Annotated in this window: 22 protein-coding genes; 8 read left to right on the top strand and 14 right to left on the bottom strand. The window is 45.0% G+C overall.

The annotated features are described in order from the left end of the window. Positions 1 to 117: 117 nt before the first annotated feature. Positions 118 to 672 (top strand): competence protein ComK, encoded by a 555-nt coding sequence (locus AC4EHK_RS16375; protein WP_490979837.1) that lies wholly within the window; start codon positions 118 to 120, stop codon positions 670 to 672. A 129-nt stretch (positions 673 to 801) separates the two neighbouring features. Here AC4EHK_RS16375 and AC4EHK_RS16370 read toward each other — a convergent pair whose 3' ends face one another. Next, positions 802 to 2,418: an ABC1 kinase family protein gene (locus AC4EHK_RS16370; RefSeq protein ID WP_490979836.1), complete on the bottom strand. Its 1,617-nt coding sequence runs from the start codon at positions 2,416 to 2,418 to the stop codon at positions 802 to 804. Positions 2,419 to 2,519: 101 nt separating this feature from the next. Here AC4EHK_RS16370 and AC4EHK_RS16365 point away from each other — a divergent pair, with 101 nt between their 5' ends. Then, entirely contained in the window at positions 2,520 to 3,296 is a 777-nt protein-coding gene (locus AC4EHK_RS16365) for an enoyl-CoA hydratase-related protein (protein WP_490979835.1), read from the top strand. 516 nt (positions 3,297 to 3,812) lie between these two features. Here the strand turns inward: AC4EHK_RS16365 and AC4EHK_RS16360 are convergent. The 7 genes from AC4EHK_RS16360 to lplA form a co-directional block, all read right to left on the bottom strand. Beyond that, positions 3,813 to 5,789, bottom strand: a complete 1,977-nt coding sequence (locus AC4EHK_RS16360) for a S9 family peptidase (RefSeq protein ID WP_490979834.1) — start codon at positions 5,787 to 5,789, stop codon at positions 3,813 to 3,815. Positions 5,790 to 5,942: 153 nt separating this feature from the next. Then, a complete protein-coding gene (locus tag AC4EHK_RS16355; protein ID WP_490979833.1) occupies positions 5,943 to 7,496 on the bottom strand; it encodes a fatty acid--CoA ligase family protein in 1,554 nt (517 codons plus the stop codon). Positions 7,497 to 7,592: 96 nt separating this feature from the next. Further along, positions 7,593 to 9,530: an ABC transporter permease gene (locus tag AC4EHK_RS16350; RefSeq protein ID WP_490979832.1), complete on the bottom strand. Its 1,938-nt coding sequence runs from the start codon at positions 9,528 to 9,530 to the stop codon at positions 7,593 to 7,595. Continuing rightward, on the bottom strand, positions 9,502 to 10,275 hold the full coding sequence (locus AC4EHK_RS16345) for an ABC transporter ATP-binding protein (RefSeq protein ID WP_490979831.1): 774 nt from the start codon (positions 10,273 to 10,275) through the stop codon (positions 9,502 to 9,504). The genes AC4EHK_RS16350 and AC4EHK_RS16345 overlap by 29 nt, the downstream gene beginning before the upstream one ends. Next, positions 10,178 to 11,281 (bottom strand): sensor histidine kinase, encoded by a 1,104-nt coding sequence (locus AC4EHK_RS16340; RefSeq protein WP_490979830.1) that lies wholly within the window; start codon positions 11,279 to 11,281, stop codon positions 10,178 to 10,180. Before AC4EHK_RS16340 ends, AC4EHK_RS16345 begins: the two co-directional genes overlap by 98 nt. Further along, on the bottom strand, positions 11,281 to 11,985 hold the full coding sequence (locus AC4EHK_RS16335) for a response regulator transcription factor (protein WP_490979829.1): 705 nt from the start codon (positions 11,983 to 11,985) through the stop codon (positions 11,281 to 11,283). The genes AC4EHK_RS16340 and AC4EHK_RS16335 overlap by 1 nt, the downstream gene beginning before the upstream one ends. 72 nt (positions 11,986 to 12,057) lie before the next feature. Continuing rightward, positions 12,058 to 13,050: a lipoate--protein ligase gene (gene lplA / locus AC4EHK_RS16330; protein WP_490979828.1), complete on the bottom strand. Its 993-nt coding sequence runs from the start codon at positions 13,048 to 13,050 to the stop codon at positions 12,058 to 12,060. A 142-nt stretch (positions 13,051 to 13,192) separates the two neighbouring features. Between lplA and yhfH the strand changes: the two genes are divergently transcribed. Beyond that, complete coding sequence (gene yhfH, locus AC4EHK_RS16325; RefSeq protein WP_490979827.1) at positions 13,193 to 13,318, top strand: protein YhfH; 126 nt, start codon at positions 13,193 to 13,195, stop codon at positions 13,316 to 13,318. A 151-nt stretch (positions 13,319 to 13,469) separates the two neighbouring features. On the opposite strand, the gene AC4EHK_RS16320 is transcribed toward yhfH, so the two are convergent. From AC4EHK_RS16320 to hemE, 4 genes are read right to left on the bottom strand one after another with little or no spacing between them, the layout of a single operon-like run. Then, complete coding sequence (locus AC4EHK_RS16320) at positions 13,470 to 13,940, bottom strand: FixH family protein (protein WP_490979826.1); 471 nt, start codon at positions 13,938 to 13,940, stop codon at positions 13,470 to 13,472. Further along, positions 13,937 to 15,376 (bottom strand): protoporphyrinogen oxidase, encoded by a 1,440-nt coding sequence (gene hemY, locus AC4EHK_RS16315; protein WP_490979825.1) that lies wholly within the window; start codon positions 15,374 to 15,376, stop codon positions 13,937 to 13,939. The genes AC4EHK_RS16320 and hemY overlap by 4 nt, the downstream gene beginning before the upstream one ends. Positions 15,377 to 15,400: 24 nt before the next feature. Further along, entirely contained in the window at positions 15,401 to 16,333 is a 933-nt protein-coding gene (gene hemH / locus AC4EHK_RS16310; protein WP_490979824.1) for a ferrochelatase, read from the bottom strand. A gap of 24 nt (positions 16,334 to 16,357) precedes the next feature. After that, positions 16,358 to 17,404 carry a uroporphyrinogen decarboxylase gene (gene hemE / locus AC4EHK_RS16305; protein ID WP_490979823.1) on the bottom strand — a complete coding sequence of 349 codons (1,047 nt, stop codon included), beginning with the start codon at positions 17,402 to 17,404 and terminating at the stop codon, positions 16,358 to 16,360. Positions 17,405 to 17,613: 209 nt separating this feature from the next. Between hemE and AC4EHK_RS16300 the strand changes: the two genes are divergently transcribed. From AC4EHK_RS16300 to AC4EHK_RS16290, 3 genes are all read left to right on the top strand, one after another. Beyond that, positions 17,614 to 18,126, top strand: a complete 513-nt coding sequence (locus AC4EHK_RS16300; RefSeq protein WP_490979822.1) for an antibiotic biosynthesis monooxygenase family protein — start codon at positions 17,614 to 17,616, stop codon at positions 18,124 to 18,126. Between the two features lie 61 nt (positions 18,127 to 18,187). Further along, positions 18,188 to 19,183 carry a sodium:calcium antiporter gene (locus tag AC4EHK_RS16295; protein ID WP_490979970.1) on the top strand — a complete coding sequence of 332 codons (996 nt, stop codon included), beginning with the start codon at positions 18,188 to 18,190 and terminating at the stop codon, positions 19,181 to 19,183. A 150-nt stretch (positions 19,184 to 19,333) separates the two neighbouring features. After that, entirely contained in the window at positions 19,334 to 20,503 is a 1,170-nt protein-coding gene (locus AC4EHK_RS16290; RefSeq protein WP_490979821.1) for an amidohydrolase, read from the top strand. Between the two features lie 42 nt (positions 20,504 to 20,545). Here the strand turns inward: AC4EHK_RS16290 and AC4EHK_RS16285 are convergent, their stop codons facing one another. Both AC4EHK_RS16285 and AC4EHK_RS16280 read right to left on the bottom strand, forming a co-directional pair. Continuing rightward, positions 20,546 to 21,748, bottom strand: coding sequence for an ABC transporter permease (locus AC4EHK_RS16285; protein ID WP_490979820.1), 1,203 nt, complete (start codon positions 21,746 to 21,748; stop codon positions 20,546 to 20,548). Beyond that, positions 21,732 to 22,481: an ABC transporter ATP-binding protein gene (locus AC4EHK_RS16280; RefSeq protein WP_490979819.1), complete on the bottom strand. Its 750-nt coding sequence runs from the start codon at positions 22,479 to 22,481 to the stop codon at positions 21,732 to 21,734. The genes AC4EHK_RS16285 and AC4EHK_RS16280 overlap by 17 nt, the downstream gene beginning before the upstream one ends. Positions 22,482 to 22,721: 240 nt before the next feature. Between AC4EHK_RS16280 and AC4EHK_RS16275 the strand changes: the two genes are divergently transcribed. Continuing rightward, positions 22,722 to 23,153: an HIT family protein gene (locus AC4EHK_RS16275; protein ID WP_490979818.1), complete on the top strand. Its 432-nt coding sequence runs from the start codon at positions 22,722 to 22,724 to the stop codon at positions 23,151 to 23,153. 103 nt (positions 23,154 to 23,256) lie between these two features. Further along, positions 23,257 to 23,787 (top strand): tryptophan transporter, encoded by a 531-nt coding sequence (locus tag AC4EHK_RS16270; RefSeq protein ID WP_142828760.1) that lies wholly within the window; start codon positions 23,257 to 23,259, stop codon positions 23,785 to 23,787. Positions 23,788 to 23,863 lie beyond the last annotated feature (76 nt).

Raw genomic sequence — 23,863 nt, 5'->3', positions numbered from 1 at the left:
TTATTTGAAAATTCCGATGAAATAGAAAAAATATTATTTTCAATCTAATGTCCATTGCGCAATTTCCATTTTTTATTATAATAAGGTATGTAAAGTAAATTTAGGGGGTTAATTTCCATGAGTAAAAAGAATCACCGACCGCATTCTTACACAGTCTGCGCGAATACGTATGCCTTATTGCCCTATACAGATGGCCATCGCACTTGGATGCGCGTAATTGAAGACCGCAGTGAATTCATAGTTGAAGAAGCGGTATACAAAACGGTGACCACTTCCTGCAGGTTCTATCGCGCTTCGCTTGAAAGTGCAACACTTTACGCTCAAAAAGCCGTCGGCGTAAAACACAAACCCCCAATCATCGTAGGCGAGTATTATGGCAACCCACTCTTATTCTTTCCGACCCACTCTCCCAAAAACAAAGAATGCGTTTGGTTTAATTACGATGCCATCGATTTGATTGAAAGCGACAGCAGCGGCAAAGGCAGCATTATTTACTTGAGCAATAGTGAAACGGTGTACCTGGATGTTTCACCCATTGCATTGCGAAACCAGCATTCTTTTGCCGGATCGCTTCGCCGATACTTCAAAAAGGCTCAGCGCGTCCATAATCACTCTATGGCTTATGTGACAAAACGTTCTTTCCCTCCACGAAAACAGCAGCCGCTCGAGTAAGTTTTCTGCACCGATATCGACCTCTATCTTTTACTGCAAATTTTTGTCTTCACCATCATTTTCTACTATCATAATAGTAAAAAAGTTGCTGCTCAACATCCATACGGATGTTGAGCGGCAACTTTTTGTTTACTTAATGGATCGGTAAGCCCATAACGATCCGACAAAGAATACTGACGAAACCCACAGGTAAGGCTCATTCCAAAACCAAACCGAAACAGAAATTCCGGTAAAGGAAATAATGGTGAAAATTCCGGCAAACATCCGGGACTGCAAATCACGCCGATACTCCCGTTCCCGGCCATCCCGATTTTCAAGATAATGCCGGAGACGTTCCGGTTCTTCCAAGTAGTTGATGACTTTTTGCGGGAAAGCACGGAAAGGTCCAGAAGCATTCAACGCCCAGCGCAGAACATCTTCTTTTCCAAAGATGCCTTTGCCTTCTTTTTGTGAAGAGGCCCATTCCAATATGCGCGGTCGGGCAAGAGCCAATAAGTCCACTTTCGGATCCAACACATGCAACACACCGACGAAAATGGAAGCCGCGCGCCCGAAAAAGGCAAACTCTGCCGGCAATTGAACCGGTTGTGTGCGGACAATTTCCTGCATATCGTTCAACAAACGTTCGACGACAAAACTGTCCATTTGCGACAGTTCATTCGATTCATAAGCTGTAATCAAGCGTGAAATGGCATCTCCCAATACTGCACGATCGGCCTGCGGCAACAAGAACCGAAGCTCTTCTAGGGAATCGAGCACTTGGTCGTAGTTTTTGAAGATAATTCCTTCTGCAGCACGCAATACCGCCTGGGAATCTTTCTTGCTGATATTGCCAATCATTCCGAAATCAATCAGAACAATGCCTCCGTCCGGCTCCAAGAGAATGTTTCCTCCGTGTGGATCGGCGTGGAATTGTCCGCCATATAAAACTTGTTCCAAAAATAAAATAAACAGACGCTCTGAAATTTCGTGGCGGTCCAATTCATTTTTTTCGATAAATGCCAAATCTGTAATGCGCGCCCCTTCAATCCACTCCATCACCAATACTCGGCGTGTGGTGTATTCATCAAAGTACAGCGGAATGCGGACACCTTCCATCGAGTCGAAGCGATCGGCAAATGCACGGCCATTCTGAAGTTCTTTCAGAAAATTCAATTCCGCACCGATCGTCTCTGTCATTTCCGCATACAGCAATTTAAAATCAATTTGCTTGGCATACGGTGTGAATTTCTCGACCAACCAGATAACAATGCGGATGGCTTTAAAGTCAGCACGTAAAATACGGTCTGTTCCCGGCCGTTGTACTTTAACAGCCACTTCCATACCGTTTTTCAGTACGCCCTTGTAAACTTCACCAATAGAAGCTGAAGCCACTGCCGAATCCGACAATTGATCCAAGTAATTGGTATGCGGTGAATTCCATTCTTCTTCCAGCACCGAGACGATGCTTGTTCTTGAGACAGAAGGTACGCGGTCGGTCAGCCCTTCCAATTCTGCAAGAAATGAAGGCGGCATAATATCTGCCCGTGTGGACAAGAACTGACCCAGTTTGATCATGAGTCCACCAAGCTTTAACGCCAAGTTTTTATATTCTTTGGCTTGTTTTGTAATCATCTCGTTCCATCTTTTTTCAACGAGCGGGTTCCAGTTTCCACGATTGCGTCTTTGGAAGAACGTCACTTGCAAAAAGATTTTGACTGCCAGCCAGACAATCCGGAAGATGCGGATAAACGTAATTTGATTCATAAGTGCAGTCCCTCCCATGGCTTTCATTATAGAGTCTGATAGCGAAATAGTCCAAAAAGTGGTATGTTTTTAACGGATGGAACGACACAAGGGGGATGAAAATGGACACAATTCATTACGAACAACGAAACAACTTGGCTTTTATTACCTTAAATCGGCCAGAAGCCATGAATGCTTTTAACTACGACATGCTTCTCGAACTTGGACAAGTTGTAGAAGCGATTCGCATCAATCCGGATATTCGGCTTGTTGTATTTACTGGAGCCGGAGAAAAGGCATTCAGTGTTGGAGCAGATTTGAAAGAACGCAAAAACCTGACAGAGCAGCACGTCAAACGTAATATCTTCAAAATTGGTGAAGTGTTTTCTACCATCGAGAGCTTGCCGCAGCCGACCATTGCGATGATCAACGGCTTTGCATTCGGCGGTGGCATGGAGCTGGCGCTGGCTTGTGATTTCCGCATTGTCGCCGATGACACGCTGCTTGGACTGACTGAAACCAGTCTTGGAATTATTCCAGGAGCTGGCGGGACTCAGCGTCTGCCGCGCTTGATTGGGGAGTCCAAAGCGTTGGAATTGATTTTGACAGCCCGCCGTTTGGAGTCCGCTGAAGCGCTGGATTATGGCTTGGTGACGCGCGTCGCAACGCGGGACCAACTGGCAGAAGTAACTGGTGCCTTTGCCGATGCGATTTTGGCGAATGGGCCAATCGCTTTGCAGCAGGCGAAGTTCGCTGTCAAAAATGGCATGAACACCGATTTACAGACTGGGCTACAGATTGAACGAAAAGCTTATGAAATTACCCTTCCAACGGAAGATCGAATGGAAGCACTTGCTGCTTTCGGCGAAAAACGTAAACCGGTATTTAAAGGAAAATAAGGAAGAGCGAAACCTATGCTTTTCCAAACTAAAAACGGAGCGGCTTTATGAGCCGCTCCGTCGAGCTTGTAGACAAATGAATACTCATTTTAGCTTGGTTATCCTGGACCCTGCGCTCCAGGCGGACGCTTTCCGCGGACGAAGCGCTGAGCCTCCTCGTCGCAAGCTCCTGCGGGGTCTCATCACTCCGTTTTTACGCAGGAGTCACCGCCTTGCGCTCCGGATCCTAGAGTAGCGTAATAACTAGGCTTGTTAAAGTTCTTTTTATTGGAAAAGAACTGATGGTTCTCCCTTTGATTAAAGCAGCATGCTCCCAACCGGGCTGGCCACGGAGACTCCTGTGGCCCAGCGAAAGCTGAAGACCCCACAGGAACGCAGTGACGAGGAGGCTGAAGCTGAGCCCACGGAAAGCGAAGTGGCCAGAACGGTTGGGACGATACACAGCTATTCATTTTGGTTAGATTCTGTCTACAGTCTTAACGGAGCGGCTTTATGAGCCGCTCCGTCTTTTTGTGGTTATAGATATTTTTCCATCCAGCCTGTAATCTGCTCCAGACGTGCAAAGCGAAGATTTGGTTTGCCGGTACGCGATAAATTGTGGTCGGCTTCTGGGAAACGGACAAATTCTGTTTCTTTGCCCATGCTTTTCAAGGTTACATATAACTGTTCCGACTGTTCAATCGGGCACCGGTAATCATTTTCTGAGTGAAGAATCAGCAACGGTGTTTGGACATTCTTCGCGTATTTCAAGGGCGAATGCTGCCACAGCTTGTCGACATCCGTCATATCTGCACCAATCTGCCAGTCACTGAAATAATAGCCGATATCCGATACACCGAAGAACGAAATCCAATTGGAGATGGAACGCTGTGTCACTGCTGCTTTAAAGCGGTCTGAATGGCCAACAATCCAATTGGTCATAAAGCCGCCGTAGCTGCCGCCTGTTACGCCTAACCGATCGGCATCAATCCAGTCGTTCGATGCCACTGTCTCCGTAACAGAATTCATGATGTCTTCGTAATCGCCGCCGCCATAATCGCTGCGCACAGCGTCTACAAACTCCTGGCTATAGCCATGGCTGCCGCGTGGGTTAACATACAGGACACCAAATCCATGGGCTGCCAACAATTGCATTTCGTGAACAAACGTATTCGCATACATCGCATGCGGACCTCCGTGAATATTAACGACCAATGGATACTTTTTCCCTTCTTGGTAACCATATGGCTTGATTAGCCAGCCATGGACTGCCCAGTCTTTCGCGCCTTTTGCAACAATTGGCTGTGCCTCAGCCAACTCTGTTTGTTCCAGAAATTGCTGATTGAAAAAAGTCAAAGGCTGACGTTCTCCTGCCGCGATTGTCAAGCTATACAATTCGCCCGGATTAACCGGGTTGCTGATTGCCGCAATTGCAAATTGGCCATCCTGCGAAATGTCATAGCCATAAACATGCTCCATGTCCGGAGATGCTGGAAAAATCATACCATCAAGCGAAGCAAAATACAGACGCACGTCGCCCATTGTCGATACTTGGAAATACAGATGATCGTCCTTTGTCCAAACAACATCCGGTGCAGCTGCTCCTTGCTGATGATCAGCTACAACAAAATCACCGATAGGCGCATCCAGACCCTCCGTCAGGCAAACCCGAGTATTTTCAGTGACATCCGTTACATACACTTCTGTATGGGTCGCATTTTCATACTGTCGGAAGCTTCCTGCAAAAGCCACTTTCGAATCATCAAATGAAAAAGCTGCACCACCGAAATACCCTTCTTCCTCTATCAATACCGATTCTTTTTCTGTTTCTAAATCGTAAAAATAAAGAGGCTGACGGAAGACAAAATCCAGATTTTCTTCACGCGTTACACCGTAAATCAGTTTTTTCCCATCATGCGAGACAGCTTCGAGACTGTGATGGTAGCTTCCCTTTGTCAACTGCTCTACATTCTTTGAATCGATCTCCACCGACCCGATCTGGCGATGAAAGTCTTTTGGCAATAACCCCGTGCCATCCATTTTGTATTTCATTTTGTCCACACGATAAGGCTCCGGCTGTTTCTTTTCTTCTTTTTCCTCTTTGTCTATGAAAGTTTTCCCGTCCTTCGCCAAAGCAGCAAACCAAATTTTAGTTCCGCAAGGCGACCATTCAAAGCCATGGATCCCTTTTTCGAACTCAGTCAGTGATCGAGCTTCTCCACCAGCTGCCGGTATTACGAACAACTGATTTTTTTCATTTCGATCCGATAAAAAAGCAACAGCGGTTCCATCTGCCGACCATCTTGGCGAACTCACGCGTTCCTTGCCATGCGTCCATTGGGTGTGCTTCCCCGTTGCCAAGTCAATATGGTAAAGATGAGCTCTATATGTATTTTCCTCTTCATCAATTTTCGTATGGACAAACACCGCTCTTTTGCCATCCGGTGAAATCCGCGGGTTTGTGACTGACACCAGTTTGGTTAAATCTTTAATTTCCATTGCTTTTTTTGCCATTCCATTTCCTCCTCGGATCCAACTATTTCGAAATTCGTAATACTGCTCCTTAACTATAATGAAAAATGTCAGTTTTTTCAATCATATTCTCATGTACCTGTTTTACAATCAGAAAAAAGGCTCCGGATTTTCACCGGAGCCTTGCGTAATTAGTTATTTTTGCATTGCTTGGTCTTTCAGTGATCGCCGCAAAATTTTTCCTGTCGTGTTTTTTGGCAATTCTTCCAGCACTTCAAATTGTTTAGGAACTTTGTATTTTGCCAAATGCTGAGCACAATACGTTTTCAGATCTTCCACTGACACAGTCGGATCTTTCAACACGACGTAAGCACTGACTTCTTCTCCAAAATCAGGATCCGGCAAGCCGACTACTGCGGCTTCTAAGATTGCTGGATGTGCAAACAGCACTTCTTCGACTTCGCGCGGATAAACGTTGTAGCCGCCCACGATAATCATATCTTTCTTGCGGTCTACGATATAAAAGTAGCCTTCTTCATCGACACGAGCCAAATCGCCCGTATACAGCCAACCGTCACGAATTGCGGCGGCCGTTTCTTCCGGCATTTTGTAATAGCCCTTCATGACGTTCGGTCCACGGACAATCAGTTCACCAACTTCATTTGCCGCCACTTCTTCGCCCAGCTCGTTAACGACTTTATTTTCAACGTTGATGATTGACGTTCCGATCGAACCGGCTTTCCGCTCACGGTCAATCGGGTTAAAGCAAGTAACCGGCGAAGCTTCTGACAAACCATAGCCTTCGGAAATTCGGACATTAAACTTATCTTCAAAACTATGAAGCAAAGCTACAGGCATTGCAGAACCACCGGAAACCGCAAGACGGACAGATGCAAAATCTGCTGGATCCACATCCGGCAATTGATTCATGAAATTGAACATGGTTGGCACTCCAGCGAAAACACTTGCCTTTGACGCCTTAATGGCTTGGAATACCTCTTTTGGATTAAAGCGCGGAACCAAAACAATCGTTGCTCCTTGTAAAAGAGGTGCATTTACAACAACTGTCAGTGCAAAAACATGAAATACTGGCAACGTGGCTACCACACGATCATTTGCTCCAATTTGGAGGTATTCCCCCACATCACGTGCATTTGAATATAAATTTTGATGTGTCAGCATGGCGCCTTTGGGTTTGCCTGTTGTACCCGATGTGTACAAAATAACTGCATTGTCATCTGCCTGAACTTCTGCAAATGCCGCATGTGGCGCTGAGTTCCCCAACAATGCCGTAAACGAATGGACTTTCCCTTTCACTTCCTCAGGAAGTTGTCCCATCTTTTCAGGCGTTGATGGATCGGTCTCACAAATGACATACGATTCAACGGCTGGCAACGCTTTGTGCACTCCTGCCACAAGCGGCAGAAGCATATCCAGTGCCACCACTACCTTGGCATCACTGTTATTAACGATGTAAGCGATTTCATCCGGGCTGTAAATAGGATTGATTGGCACTGCTGTAGCCCCTAGACGCATGGTGGCATACAAAGAAATTAAGAAATGCGGTGTGTTGCCTAACAGAAATGCGACATGGTCCCCTTTTTCCACGCCCAGTCCTTGTAACGCACCAGCAAAAACAGCAACAGACTGATCAAATTCCCCATAATTTGTGTCTTTCCCCATAAAACTGTAGGCAACTCTGGCAGAATCTTGTTCAGCAATTTCGTGAACGCGTGACATTAAATTCATTTCCATCCCTCTTTCGTGTTGAATGAATACTCATTCATATTTTACCTTTTCTCATTATAAAATAAATCTTCAGACAATACAACAGGCACCGTAAATTTACGGTGCCTGCAAATGCGCGACATAGCGCCAACGAATTAAGAAAAAGTATAAAATTTGTGCAACGGTAAAGCCACCTAGCACTATAGCCATTTCTCCCAAAATGGATAGTTCGGCAAACTCTTCCCATACCACCTGCAGTGAAATAAAAGCAAATGCACTATGCAGCAACGCTAAACTCCACGGCAAGAAAAACTGCGGAACCAATTGCCGATTGACGATTTTGCCCAGTTCCTTATCGGTCATACCTAAACGAACCAGCAACTTGTATTGTTTTCGGTCGCGTTCAAGACCCGTATACAACTTAAAGTAAATAAAACTGCCAGCTGCCAGCAGAAAAACAGCCGCTACCATTACTCCAATAAACAACAGCAAAGCAAAAGACGAACGGAACCAACGATAGTCATCGCCTGGGTTTTCAAAGAAGAAGTTGACGCCATTAAAATTTGCGGTTTCTACCGCTTCACTTACGGTATCCGTAAGCTGATTGCCAATATTGACCGTTTCTGTCCAGTTCAGCACATCAAAAGCATAATAAGAAAAGTCCGATGTGCCAGCCTCGTAACCCAGCAACGGTTGATCAATCGCTTCGTAATCAGCGTCACTGACTACAATGGTATTAACGTTCAGCGTGTGGATGGGAAAAACAACATGCGGATAAGTTGATTGGATGGTTAAAGACACGTCACTCTCAAATAGCACCGTGTCGATGCTGGTACTTTCCAGCGTCTTTAGAGAATCCAGAGAAAAAGGCACGAACATTCCTTCGCCTTCCTGCAATTGTGCGGGATCAAAATCAAGCGCTCCTGCTAAACGATTAAACTGAGAAAGCGACAAGATATCCACATCATTTCCGGTAGCACCGGAGGTTTGGCGTTTAACGTTCAATTCTACCAGATCGTAAGACAATTGCTCGCTTTCCAACTGGTTCGTTAATCGTTCAATATGCTCCGATTCCTGATCATTGCCATTGAACGAAATGTAAACAAGGCCAAGCGGGTTGGACTCGCGGAAGTCGCCTGTATAGGACATAAAAGACGCTAAAGTCCCTACCGTCAAAAATGCAACGGTTGATACGATGGTCACAATAAAGAACATTTGGGCACTGTCTTTTAGTTTGACAGAAGCTTCTGCCAGCGATACTAAACGCGTTTTTTTCCAATACACATTTTTTTTGCGTTTATACAGCCGCAGCAGCGAATGAATCGTATGTGTAAAAAACAAATAGGTGCCGAATGTAGCGAGCGGCGGTACGATAAAAATCATCTGGTAGACGGTTCGGTCAGAAACATTCGCAGCAAATGTATAAGCGACAGCCAAAAAGACAATTCCCATAATCGACAGAATCGTTGACGATTTGGTTTCTTCTTCTACTTTCCAAAAGCCTTGCAACAAGTCAACAACTCGCTTCGTACGGATAAATCCGACACTGACAAACGATATAATGACGAACAGGCTGGCAAAGGCGGCAATGGTCAACAGGAACGGTTCCCACGAAACATACAGCGGCAAAGACTCCAGCTCCATTATTTCCCGGCCAATCATAAAAAAGAACTTTGAAAAAGCAAAACCGAATGCAATGCCCGTTGCAGTAGAAATTGTGCCGATAATAAGCATTTCAAAAAAGATCAGTTTATTCAATTGTTTTTTCGTCATCCCTAAATGCATCAGCACACCGAATTCCTTCGACCGGGCTTGCAAAAATGCACTCATGGAATAAAACAAAAAGAATAGCGTAAAGATATAAAGGACCACTTCCGCAATCAACATTCCGCGGATAGCGAGCAGCCAAAGACCTTCTTCCTCAAATGCCGGATGAAAAATGAACATCGAGTAGACAAAAAACACCATGACTGAAAAAACACTGGCTAGAAAGAATGCCGCGTAGTTTCTTCGGTTGCGGACAACGTTATGGTAGGCGAGTTGCCGAAAGGTCATTCACGGATCCTCCTAGCAACGACAGGACATTCAAAATCCGCTGATAAAATGTCTGGCGCCGTTCATCTCCATAAATTTCATTGAAAAATTCACCGTCTTTGATAAATAGCACACGGTCGCAGTAACTCGCAGCAATCGGATCATGCGTCACCATAATGATGGTGGTTTCGTTTTCCTTCGCTGCATTTGATAGGATTTCCAGCACATCACGCGACGATTTAGAGTCCAGATTGCCTGTTGGTTCATCAGCTAAAATAAGTGCCGGCTGGTGAATCAATGCCCGCCCTATTGCCGTGCGCTGGGATTCTCCCCCTGAAATTTCATTCGGCCTTTTGTGGAGGATTGAGGTCAACCCAAGGCGTTTGGCAACAAGCAGCACCCGCCGTGCCATTTCGTCTATCGGTACATAATCAAGCGTTAATGGCAGCACCAAGTTTTCCTCCACCGTCAACATTTGCAATAAGTTAAAGTCTTGAAAGACAAAACCCAATTCCCTTCTGCGAAACAGCGCCAGTTCATTTTTATCCAGGAGATGCGGATTGGTGCCGTCGATCAAAATCTCACCGGAAGTCAGCGAGTCAATGGTCGAAATTAAATTCAGCAGCGTTGTTTTGCCGCTTCCTGAAGGTCCCATCACTGCTAAAAACTCACCTTTTTCCACTGTGAAGCTCAGCTGGTTGACTGCCCGGTGGGTTACTTTCCCCTCGTATACTTTTGTCACTTCGTCGATTTTCACTACTGTCATCATTTTCCTCCTGTGTTGCAAGATCTTGGTTGAAGAACAGCACAGAGACCGTTGTCCCTTCTCCTTGAACGGAAGAAATTGCCAGTTCATGTCCCAGTTTTCGGCAAACTTCTTTTGCCAAGAACAGCCCCATGCCTGTAGACTCTCCCGTTTTCCGTCCATTTTCTCCAGTGAAAAAGGCTTTGGTTACACGCGGCAAATCGGATGAGGGAATGCCGATTCCTTCGTCTCGAATGGTAAGAAGCGTATTGCCGTTGGAACATTCAGCTGATATCATGACTTTTTTATTGGGTTCAAACGTATATTTCACCGCATTGGTTAAAAACTGCCCAATAATAAATTTCATCCATTTCTGATCGGTTGCAACGAGGTGCTCATCCCCGATTGAAATTTCCGGGTAAACTCGTTTCGATATGAACAGCCGCTTGTTTTCAGTCACCACTTCACTGACCAGCGAACGCAAATCAACCTGTTCGATCTGCATGTCCTGTTCAAAGGTATCCAGCCGCGCATTCATCAACACGGTATCCAATCCTGCTTTCAAACGGTCCATTTCTTCGCGGACACTGTTTTTATCGAGTTCCTGCTCTTCTTGAAGCAACAAGTGCATGACAGATAAAGGGGTCTTCATCTGATGCACCCACTGGTTCATAAACTGCAGATGACGATTTTGAGTGGCATATAAAGACTGCACTTCATGCTGGTACAAGCGGTACAATTTCTGAAGATAGATTTCGTTTTGAATTTGTTCAGGTGACTTGCCTTCACGCTGAAGCACATGTTCCATGCTTTGCGGGGTCGCTAAAATTCGCTGATAATACTGATAGCGTTTGACAAAGCGGGCAGTCAGAAACGTAATGACGAGTACACTGCTGATGACAAAGGAATAAATAGCGGTATCCAAATTGCGGAAGCCGTCCAGCCAATACAGCAGCATAATGAACGCTACCAATACAATTTGGAAGACGATGAAAGCCGCATGCTCTCTCAGGAATAGTCGCAGCATCACGCTTCCTCCTCATGAAGCAGCAGCCGGTATCCAGCCCCTCTGACTGTTTCGATGGCTGACAGCACGCCGTAGTCGGCCAGCTTTTTCCGGACGCGCGTCATGTTCACGTTCAATGTATTTTCATCGACAAATGCCTGGTCATCCCATAATTCCTCCAGCAGTTGTTCGCGTGACACCACTTTCGGATAACTGGTGAGCAGCAGTTCGAGAATCGTGCATTCTTTTTTCTGCAGGGGGATGGCTTCTGTTTTTACGTGCAGTTCCATGCGTTCCATATACAACACGATCCGTCCTGCTTTGATGGAACGCTCTTCCTGCTTAGGTGCATATTCGCCGTAGGCTCTGCGCAAATGGCTTCTTATTTTTGCAAGGACGATTTCATAATGGAAAGGTTTCGTAATAAAATCATCTCCACCGTTTTCCAATGCGAAGACTTGATCCATTTCTCCGGAACGGGCAGAAATGAATAAGATGGGACACGTGGTTTGCTGCCTGAGTTGGCGGCACCAGTAATAGCCATCATAAGAAGGCAAGTTTATATCCAGTAAAATCAAATGGGGATCAAAAGCTTCGAATTCTTCGATGATTTGATCAAAATCTTTTGCGGTCTCTACTTCGTAATGGTATTTCCTTAACGTCTCTGCCAATAACTCCGCGATTTTCAAATCATCTTCGACAATGAAGATCCGTTGAACAGCCACATTGATTCCCCCTTTCCTTTTTCTTTCCATTTTAACAAAAGAGCCTGCATAAAAGCAGGCTCTCGGATATTCTTAATAAATTAATTTTAAAAATTCGTCCGTTGTGATGCCGCCAAGTAGTTTTGGGATGTCAATTCCCGTAATCGCCTCATCCAATGAAGCACGCTCGTACTTCGAACCGATGATGGCCTGTTCGATTTCAGAGACATCGCCTACCCCAAAAAAGTCGCCATAAATATTGGCGTCCTGCACAATGCCTTTTTCCACCTGCAAACGAACATCAATGCCGCCAACGGGAAAGCGATGAGAATGCTTGATATTGAATTTAGGTGACTTGCCGTAGTTCCAGTCCCAGTTGCCGTAACGCTCTTTCGACAATTCGTGAATGTTGTTCCAATCCTCATCTGTCAGCTCATAGTAGCGAACATTTTCTTCGCCTTCGAAAATCGAGTGCAAGACTGCATTTCGAAATTCTTCCACAGTCATTGGTTCTTTTAAAAACTCAGAAATATTTGCCACACGGCTGCGGATCGACTTGATGCCTTTGGATTCGATTTTTTCTTTGCTGACTTTTAATGCCGACACCACTGCGTCCACTTCTGTATCGAACATTAACGTACCATGGCTGAACATGCGCCCTCTAGTCGCAAATTGTGCGTTGCCGGATACTTTTCGGCCTTCCGCCATCAAATCGTTGCGCCCTGAAAGTTCTGCGTTGACACCAAGACTTTGAAGGGCTTTGACCACAGGCTCTGTGAATTTGCGGAAGTTGCGGAAACTGTTGCCATCATCCACTGTGATAAAACTGTAATTCAAATTCCCAAGATCATGGTAAACCGCGCCGCCGCCGGATAAGCGGCGCACCACATGAATGCCGTTTGAATCTACATAATCCGTATTGATTTCTTCTGACGTGTTTTGGTTTTTGCCGATGATAATAGAAGGTTCATTGATATAGAACAGAAGGAAGGGATCCTTTTCAACATCCATTGTTTTTAATAAATATTCTTCGATTGCTAAGTTGATTCGCGGGTCTGTAATGCCTTTATTGTCTACAAAATACATAATCTCTCTCCTTTTGGCTGCGTTCTTCTCTCCAGTTTAACGGATAATTTAAATAAATTCATTGTTTAGGGTTGACGAATCCAAACTGTTATAATACAATTACTTAAACACACACAGTACTATAACAAAGGAGATGGAAGTTATGATTGAAAACGTAGTCGAATTTTTCAAGAACTTGCCCCCGAAACAATGCGCATCTTGTGGAGAAAAAATGGAAGAGCAGCATGAATGTTATGGTACTAAATGTGATTCATGCAATGAACGATAAGATTCACCAAATCATACTTATAGAAAAGAAGCAGTGCTGGCCAGCACTGCTTCTTTTTGGTAAGGGATAAAAAAACAGAACTCTCTAAAATCCTGTTCCTTTATTTTTCAAACAAAAAAGCACCGCCTAAGCGGTGCTCTCGTGTTCTGTATCAATGACCGGAATGGTCTTCCATTTTATCCATGCCTTGCGAGTCCTCGCTGTCATCGGAAACGATTGAATCTGGATCGGGATTGCCGACTGTGACTTCTTGCTTCGGCATTACGTGCAAGCTTCTTGCTGTTGTGTGTGCCTGCATGTAATACAATCCCTCATCATCAAACGTAGTTTCGGCTTCGTAAACGCCATCTTCGGTATGCTCAGCCGTGATCATTTCACTGTTTTCGCGATCGCCGGATTCCCAAACCTCATAGACGATTTCGTCAGCATCTTCCACAGTTTCGTCTCCTTGTGTCACCGTAACCGACAAAATCACTTTCTCTGCTGGGTCTGCTTGTGTTTCAGTGTTGAATGACACCATCACTTCTTCAATCGGATCGCCAGCTCCAGGAGAATCTGCTTCTCCCGTTCCGCAAGCAGCCAATAGCAAAAACGGCAAACCTAGCCACATAAATTTCTTCATTGCGAACTCTCCTCCGTGCTGAATAGTTCAGCAGTAAATTGTTTAATTAGCTGGTCAGCAGCTGCTTTTCCTTGATCAACGCAGGCAGGCAACCCAAACCCTTCAAAAGATCCACCCGCAATTTGAACCATCGGAAATGCTTCGCGCAATTCTTTTTTGGCCAAAGCAACCCGTTCTTCATGGCCTACGATATATTGAGGCATCGCTTCTTTCATTCGGGAAACGACCGTAAGCTCAGGGCTTTCCCGAATATCCAATAGTTTATGCAAGTCTTCTAAAACGGCTTTGACAATTTCTTTGTCAGAAAGATCCACAACCGCTTCATCGCCTACACGGCCAATAAATGAACGATACATCGTTTTGCCAGGTGGCATCAAACTAGGCCATTTCAAATGAGCTGCTGAACAGGCCGTAATGGTGAAATCACTGTTTCGCGCTACCACAAATCCCATGCAGTCTTTCACTGGAGTTACAGCCCCTTCTGGAAAAGCAATGGAGACCGTTGCAATGGATGTGGAAGGCATATCTTTCAACCCTTTCATCAATCCCAGAGGTTCAAAAACAGGCAGGAGTTTCGTATGCGGCAAGGCAAAAACTACGCCGTCTGCCGCAATGGTAGCTCCATTGTTCAACCACAGTTTTACCTGATGGTGGTGATGTTCCAGTTTTTCAACTTTCACGCCTTTGAGAATGGTACAGCCTTCAAGTTCTTTTTCCAAAGCGCGCACCAGTGTTTCAAGACCGCCTTCAAAGGTTTGGAACGTACCTGCTTGTTCGGTATTGAATGCACGATAATCCGATATCCTGTTTTTTCTTAATCCGCGCATCAAACTTCGATGCTGCTGTTCGGTTTCAATCAGCTCCGGAAAAGTCGCCTTTAGGCTCAAGCGATCAATATCACCGGCAAATACTCCAGAAAACAAAGGTTCAATCAAATTTTCAACCAATTCATTGCCAAACCTGCGTCTTAAAAATTGTCCGAGTGGCTGATCTTCGAGCGACGGGGATACCGGCAGGACAAAGTCTCCCATTGCACGAGCTTTGCCAAACCAGGAACTGATGCCTGAAGCGAGAAATGAGCCGAAGTTTGTCGGCACTCCCATCACGGTCCCGACCGGAATCGAATACAGCTGATTTTCTACAGCAACATGTGTTTTGCCAGGAGCACTTTGAATTAATTGGTTGTCAATTCCTAGTTCCTTGGCCAACTGCTGGATGCTATTTTTTCGTGAGATAAACGAATCCGGACCACGCTCAATTACATAGCCATCTTTTTGCAAAGTCTGGATGTTCCCGCCTAGACGATGGGCTGCTTCAATCAATGTGATTTCAATCTCCAAACCCTGCTCAATCGCTTGTCTTTGTAAGTAGTATGCCGACGACAGCCCTGTAATTCCACCGCCGACGACAACTACTTTATGCGTTTGCTCGGCCACGTTTAATCCTCACTTTCACTTGGTTTATTTTTCTGCCAGCTTTCTCAAGACCACGTCAGCCAAACCATCAATAAATAGGGGCTGAACATTTGGCATTTCCGGGCGGCGATAATTTGCGCCAATTTCATCGCAAACTACTTTACATTCATAATCATTATCGTAAAGAACTTCCAAATGATCGGTTACAAACCCAACCGGTGTGTAGACAAAAGAAGTGTATCCTTTTTGCTCAAACAAGTCGCGGGTCAAATCCTGAACATCCGGCCCAATCCAAGGTTCGCCCGTTTGTCCAGCACTTTGCCAGCCAACTTCCACGTTTTTGACGCCAGTTGCTTGTTGAAGTATATCAGCGGTTTCTTTTAATTGATCCGGGTATGGGTCACCGTTTGCAATAATCTTTTCAGGCAACGAATGTGCAGAAACAATCAAGCACGATTTTGCCAGTTCTTCTTCTGACATTTCAGCGAATGAAGCACTGATCTTTTCGCTCCAATACTGGATGAATTTCGGCTCTGTATACCAACTTTCAACGGATGTCAGTGAAATTCCGGCTTTCTCAGCAGCTTCTGCTGCGCGGCCATTGTATGATTTGACAGAAAAAGTTGAGAAATGCGGCGCCAGTACAATTGAAATTGCATCCGTAATGCCATCTCTTCTCATTTCTTCAACGCCGTCTTCTACGAACGGTTCGATATGTTTGAGTCCCAAATACATTTTAAATTCAATGTCATCTTGAACTTCATTCAAACGATCGCATAAGCCATTTGCTTGGTCCAATGTGATTTTCGCAAGTGGTGACAGCCCGCCGATTGCTTTATAGCGGCTGCGCAGGTCTTCCAGGCTTTCTTCACTCGGCTTGCGGCCTCTGCGGATATGCGTGTAATAACGTTCAATATCGTCTTCTGAGTACGGTGTTCCATATGCCATTACTAATAATCCCATTGTCTTCTTCAACATAATCACCTCAACATGAATTTGGTCTTACTTTAATTTGCTTTTATGTGCCGTGCTGTATTCGTGTACAAATGAAGTCAATCGCTTTAACGTATCCGGGTTTACTTCCGGGAACACTCCATGTCCAAGATTAAAGATGTAGCCATCGCTTTGCATGCCCATATCCAATATCTTTTTCGTACGTTCCTCAATTACCGGCCAGTCTGCCAATAAATAGGAAGGATCCAAGTTGCCTTGCAAGGTTTTGGTCAATCCCATTGAGCGCGCTTCGGAGATTGGCAAACGCCAATCCAATCCAACAACATCCACTGGCAGTTCGTGCCATTCTTTAGCTAAATGGCTTGCGCCCACGCCAAAAATTGTCAACGGTACGCCTTCTGTACGCAATTCAGCAAAAATACGGTCCATTACCGGCTTGATGAAAATGCGGTAGTCTTCCACATTCAATGCGCCGACCCATGAATCAAAAATCTGAATCGCTTTGGCTCCTGCTTTGATTTGCGCTTTTACGTATGGAATGATGGTGTCTGCGAGTTTGTCCATTAATGCAAACCACATGGCCGGTTCTGATGCCATCATGGCTTTCGTTTTGTTATAGCTTTTCGAAGGGCCGCCTTCAATCATATAGCTGGCTAATGTGAAAGGTGCACCTGAAAATCCGATCAACGGTACATTCAATTGCTCTTGGGTCAACAAGCGAATGGTGTCCAGAACAAAATCGACATCCTGTTCCGGGTTAATTTCACCCAAACGTTCGATGTCGGCCATCGTGCGGATTGGGTTAGCAATCACAGGGCCGATTCCTGATTTAATTTTCACGTCAACGCCGATTGCAGGCAATGGGGTAACGATGTCTTTGTAGAGAACTGCTGCATCGTTGTTGTACTGATCGACAGGAAGCTTCGTCACATATGCGCACAGCTCCGGCTGGTGTGTAATTTCCTCCAGCGAATATTTTTCCTTGATTTTGCGGTATTCCGGCTGAGAACGTCCAGCCTGCCTCATATACCAAACCGGTACATGATCCGTTTTTTCTCCACGCGCTGCGCGAAGATACGTGTCATTAAATGTCATGAAATTTTCATCCCTTCAGTTTGCTGCTATGTTGTCTATCTACCTATATCCGTCTATACTATAGACGCTCCGTTCTTTATTGTATAGATTCCCAGCGCAATTGTCATAAATTAGACGCTTCTGCTTTTCACTTGATTGTCATTACCAGTTTCGTGTAGATTTTTATAGGGAAGGATAAAAAGAAGGATGTATCTTAAGGAGGGGTTTCAATGAATTTTTATATGACAACGGGTACCTATGACTACATGAAGAAAATGCGTGAAAAAAATTCGGAAGAAACGATGGTCCTCATGCAAGGAGAAAACACCACCTTGATGATCCACGAAACTGAAGGAAAGACGATTTTCCAAACACCTCGCCGGTATGAAGTAGTTGATGGAACAGGCGAATTCAAGGAAAAAGGATTTTTTGTTTTCAACAACATTCCGGTTTCCGATGAAGGGCGCCCTGTCTTTGAACACCGTTTTAAAAATCGGGCAGGGGCAATCGAAAACGAACCCGGCTACATAGCTTTCCGTGTTCTGAGACCGCTCGATTCGGACACCTATATCGTTTTGACTGAATGGGAATCTCCCGCTTTTTATGAAAAATGGAAAGAGTCGCAAGCTTTTGCACAAGCACATTCGGCTAAGCCAGAAAGTGCAGTGGGTTCTCAGCGCCCGAATATTTTTTCTGGTGTGTCCTACATTAGTACCTATCGAGCAAAACCTGAAGAAGAATGACCTCAAACCTGTTAAGGCAGGTTCGTTGCAAATTTAAGGAGGAAGTTAGTTGGGGAATTACATGGTTTTCATTATTTTCATATTAGCAGCTGTATTAACCGTATTCGCATCTATTAAGCTGTCCCAATACGCTGATGTCATCAGTTCAAAAACGGCAATGGGCGGCATGATGGTCGGTACACTCTTACTTGCAGGGGCCACTTCCCTGCCGGAAGTATCCACCAGCTTCTCGGCAGCAGCGATCGGCAACGCCGATATCGCAGTCGGCAACATGATCGGATCGAACTTATTCAATTTGTTCATCCTGGCTGGATTTGATTTTTTCCTGAGAAGACGCCGTATTTTAAACCGCGCTTCTCGAAACAATATTTACACAGCGCTTCTGGGTATTTTATTGACAGTGCTTGTCATTATGGCCCTTTGGCTGCGCATTGATATCCAAATTCTTGGTGTTGGTCTGGATGCATTAATTATCGCGATTACGTATATTGTCGGTATGGTTGCCATCAACAAACTGCCTTCATTGGATCCTGAAGGAGAAGCTGTTGCGGAGTCGGAAGAAGAGCCTGACAATCCAAGTGGTGCATTATCATCAAAAGCAGCCATTTTCCGTTTTGTTATCGCGGCACTTGTCATCTTGGCTGCTGGTACAGCTTTATCGATTACCGGAGACCAAATTGCAATCATCACTGGCATCGGCTCCAGCTTTATCGGCAGTTTCTTAATTGCTGCTGCAACTTCCCTACCGGAAGCCATTTCTGTTTTTGTGGCATTGAGGCTTAGCAATGTGAACATGGCCGTCGGCGCGATTCTCGGAAGCAACATTTTCAACATGATTATCTTGGCCTTGTCTGACCCAGTTTATACGGCAGGACCGATCATGCTGGATGTTTCCGGAGCAAACATGATTATCGCTGTCGGCGTTCTGATTATGTCGTTGCTGGCTTTGTTTTCACTTTACCGCAAGGAAAGTGCATCAACATTGTCTTACGCTATCCCATCGGTGATTATTCTCATCGTGTACTTTGCAGCATCTTATATGAACTTCACGTATTAACAACCAAAACGCAGCAGATTCCAAAAGGAATCTGCTGCGTTTTTTCTTTTCTTAAGTTCTGTTATTCTGCCCACCATCCTATGGACCGGCCTCTCTGCTCCCATTTATAGCCATGTATGATATGCTTAATGCCAGAAAGGGGTTTTGAAAATGATTGATACACTATACGCTGAGTTAGATGCTGCTTATCCGGAAATGGTGGAAATCCGCCGCCACCTGCATATGAATCCTGAACCATCGTTTCATGAAATCAAAACAGCCCGTTACATTCACAACTATTATGAACAACTAGGCATTGATGTTAAACATAGCGTTGGCGGAAACGGAGTCGTTGCAACGATTCAAGGAGCCAAACCCGGTAAAACGGTTGCGTTGCGTGCCGATTTTGATGCTTTGCCAATCCAGGACCAAAAAGAAAATGTCCCTTATAAATCAACTGTCGATGGCGTCATGCATGCCTGCGGCCATGACGGCCACACAGCCACGCTTCTCGTGCTAGGCAAAACTTTATACAATCTGCGGGATCAATTATCAGGAACTTACATACTGATCCACCAGCATGCCGAAGAGCTTGTTCCTGGAGGTGCAAAATCGATGATCGAAGCAGGTGTACTGGACGGGGTTGATGCCATTTTCGGCACTCACCTTTGGTCCACAACCCCATTTGGCAGAATCGATACGCGTGTCGGCCCAATCATGGCTGCTGCAGACAGCTTTGAACTCAAAGTCCAAGGACGCGGCGGCCATGGCGCCAGCCCACATGAAACGATTGATGCGGTTGTCATCGGTTCCCAGATTGTCTCGAACCTTCAGCCGCTCGTATCCAGACGTGTCGATCCACTGGAATCTGCCGTTCTTTCCGTCGGTTCGTTCGTAGCGCAAAATCCATTCAACATCATTGCAGACCAAGCCATTCTGGCGGGTACTGTCCGTTCGTTCAAGGAAGATGTTCGAAGCTTGATGGAAACAGAGATGGAGCGTGTTATCGAAGGAACGAGCATGGCCAACAACAGCCGCTATGAATTCAATTTCAAGCGCGGATACCCGCCGGTTGTCAACCATGAAAAAGAAACTTTGTATGTAAAAGATATCGCACAAACGGTTCCTGGCGTTGAAGAAGTCTATGACTGTCCGCCTCAGATGGGTGGAGAAGATTTTGCGTATTACTTGGAGGAAATTCCAGGAGCGTTCTTCTTTACAGGTGCAATGCCGGACGGTGAAGTTTATCCTCACCACCACCCGAAATTTGATTTTAAAGAAGAAGCCATGCTGTTGGCCGCTAAAACACTAGGCGCGGCAGCAGTCAATTTCCATAAATAACAAAAACCAAGTCCGGCATCGATTTCAGATGCCGGACTTGGATTATTTTTTACCGCTTTTTAAAACGGCAGCAGTTATGAAAGAAACAGCTAGAATGACAGCAAAAGTCAACAAGGCCGTAATTGGCTCTCCCATCACCAACAACACTGCCGCAGCAGCAATGCTTTGCAAAACTTGCATCGCCAGGATCAATTTCCGCACAGCTTGTTGCCTGCTGAACCGGGTCAACGGAAACAAATTGTCCATCCGAAAATGCTGGGTATGCGTCAGCCCCTGCCAAATTTGAATGACCGTCGCGAATGCCAGTGCACCCGCAAACAACGCGACACCAATTTGGAATGGAATAAACCATGCCCCCACCATGATGATGGCCGTTAGGCGCACCCATAAATAAAACAATTCATCGGACCGGACAAAAGTTCTCCAGACCAAAAACAAATGCGCATTTTTTGGACCCGGTTTCACCAATCGGTAAATCCAGTTCAGCCACGTTCTCGCTTTGATTTTGCCTTTCAGATGGGGAACATCGGTAAAATAATTCGCAAACTGGTAAAAACGCAGCATGCGATTTTCTTCTAATCCAATGAAATGTTCATAAGCAAAAGGTTTTCCCACCGCTTTACGGGCAACCCATTTCCCATAAAAAATGATAACGAACAAGACGAGCACAGCGATTATGAGCTGCTCCTCTATATAAAAGTAAACGAACAATCCAACTAAGACGAATCGCACGAGCCGGTCCAGCCACACACGCTCACCTGCGCCCTGCCGGCGAAAAGCAAACTCCGTCTGAACGTTCCACCACTTGATCAATAACAGCAATATGGGAAAGCCGATCAAGAAAGACGATGGCAGGCCATAAAGCGCATTAACCATCGGCAATGACACAATAAACACAATAACCGGCAAGTACAATTGAGAAAAGAATGACCATTTCAAAGCCGGCTTTAAAAACGTATCCAACTTGCTTTCCAATGGCAAAAAATACACCGAATCGGCTTCCTTCAACAAGGTCGACGGCGGACTGAGTGCCAGCAGCAAGCCGAAGATCACTGCCAGTACCAGTGCTCCTGGAAATTCTGGCGGAATGTCTTGAATCCATTCACTGTATGCAAATCCAGCCGCTCCGATCGCAAACAGCAGGACAACAGCAATATGGCCAGTAAATATATACTTCAGGTAATTTTGGACTTCAACTGTGTATTTATGAAGCCGCTTGGACCAAACATCATGCAAACTCTTCATTTAGCTCATCCTCGGTCATCGCAATATATAAATCATCCAGTGACGCTTCCGGCATATCAAAGGCTTTCCGCAAATCATCCATCGTTCCACTTGCCCGCACCCGCCCATTGTGAAGCAAAATAATCCGGTCGCAATAGCGTTCAGCAGTAGAGAGAATATGTGTCGACATCAGCACCGATGCCCCTTTTTTCTTTTGCTTTTCCATTTGGTCCAATAAGGATTTGATGCCCAGCGGATCAAGCCCCACAAAAGGTTCATCAATTATATAAAGCGCTGGATTCACTAAAAATGCACTCATGATCATTACTTTTTGGCGCATTCCTTTCGAGAAATGCGAGGGAAACCACTTTAAGCGCTTTTCCATCCGAAATTCCTTCAGGAGTTCGGCAGAGCGTTTTTCAAACTGCTTCGGTTCTAAATTATAAGCCATTGCAGTGAGTTCCAGATGCTCGCGAAGCGTCAATTCTTCATAGAGAACCGGTGTTTCCGGAATATACGAAAAAGACGAGCGGTACGTGTCCATATCTTCTTCAAAGGTTTTTCCATTCAAACGAATCTGTCCTGATTTCGGTTCCATCAATCCGATAATATGCTTGATAGTGGTACTTTTTCCGGCACCGTTCAAACCGATCAGCCCAACAAGTTCTCCTTTTCCAATCGAAAACGTTACTTCCTGCAAGACCGGTTTGCGTGTGTAACCGCCTGTCAACGCCTCAACTTCTAAAATATCCATGCAACACACCCTCTTTCTTTCTAAATAAGTTAGACTACTCAGTCTTTAAGTTAGCTTGGAATAATCGTAAATGAACATTATACTACCAGCAACTCTTTAGGAGATGAAGTAAATTGCTGCACATGACTTCGAATAAATTCCATAACTCATGCATTTACCTATTGTATCAAAACCAGCTATCAAATTCTTTTCTGATATGGCAAATATGGTAAAATGAGAAAAATAGAAAGGATGATCCCGATGACAAATTGTATTTTCTGTAAAATCGTTGCAGGTGAAATTCCGAGCGTAAAAATTTATGAAGATGAACACGTCTTTGCTTTTATGGATATCATGCCCTTATCTAAAGGCCATACCCTGCTCATTCCCAAAACACATCGTGAATTTGTCTATGACATGACGCCAGAAGAAGCAGGCAACCTGTTTTCTGTTGCACCGAAAATTGCCAGCGCGATCAATGAAACCTTTCAACCCGAAGGCATGAACCTATTAAACAATAATGGTGCAAAAGCCGGACAAAGTGTTTTTCATTTTCATTTGCACTTTATCCCCCGCTACGGTCAAACCGACGGCTTCGGAGCCAAATGGATGACCAAAGAGAAAGAATTCACTTCAGAACGCATTCAGGAGCTTGCAGAGAGTGTTAAACAAAAGTTAAACGCTGACGCTTGATTTCCGAAAGTGGACAGGATAAAATCAGAAAGAGTTTTTCGCCGGCGGTCATGAGGACACGACCGGGAAAAAGATCTAGCACATAGCTGAGGAGAGATGAGAAATGAATACAAAGAATTTAGTTTTAATGGCGCTGCTGGTCAGCGTTGGAGCCACACTTTACGTGGTGATTCCAGGCATCAATGGTGGAATGAAACCCGATTTCATGTTGACGATGATGTTTGTCGGCATTCTGTTATTCCCAAATGTAAAAAGCGTGTTTTTATTGGCGGTCACTACGGGCGTCCTATCCGGGTTGTTTTCTACTTTCCCAGGTGGATTTTTCCCGAACATCATCGATAAATTCATCACTGCTTTTGTTTTTCTTGCTTTGGTAATGATCCTGAAGAAATTTGTTTCCAAACTGCCAGTCACGATTGCCCTTTGTGCAGTCGGTACGCTATTGTCCGGAACGATTTTCCTTTCTGCAGCCATTTTCGTGATTGGTGCCAATATTCCTTTCAGCCTGTTGCTTGCAACAGTGGTCTTGCCTGCAGTACTGATGAACGGAGTCGCTTTCGCCTTTATCTATCCGATTGTCATTACATTGGTCAAGCGTTCCAAATTCGATACGGCTGTTTCTCAAGCCGCTTAAAAAAGAAGCTTTTCGCCATTATTTGGGGCGAAAGCTTTTTTTTATTGAATAGTCATTCATCTTTATGTTTTAATTA

The sequence above is a fragment of the Planococcus sp. TJ-307 genome (genome assembly GCF_058268435.1).
The sequence above is the reverse complement of the archived record's forward strand: the minus strand, read 5'-3'. Positions and strand labels throughout refer to the sequence as shown.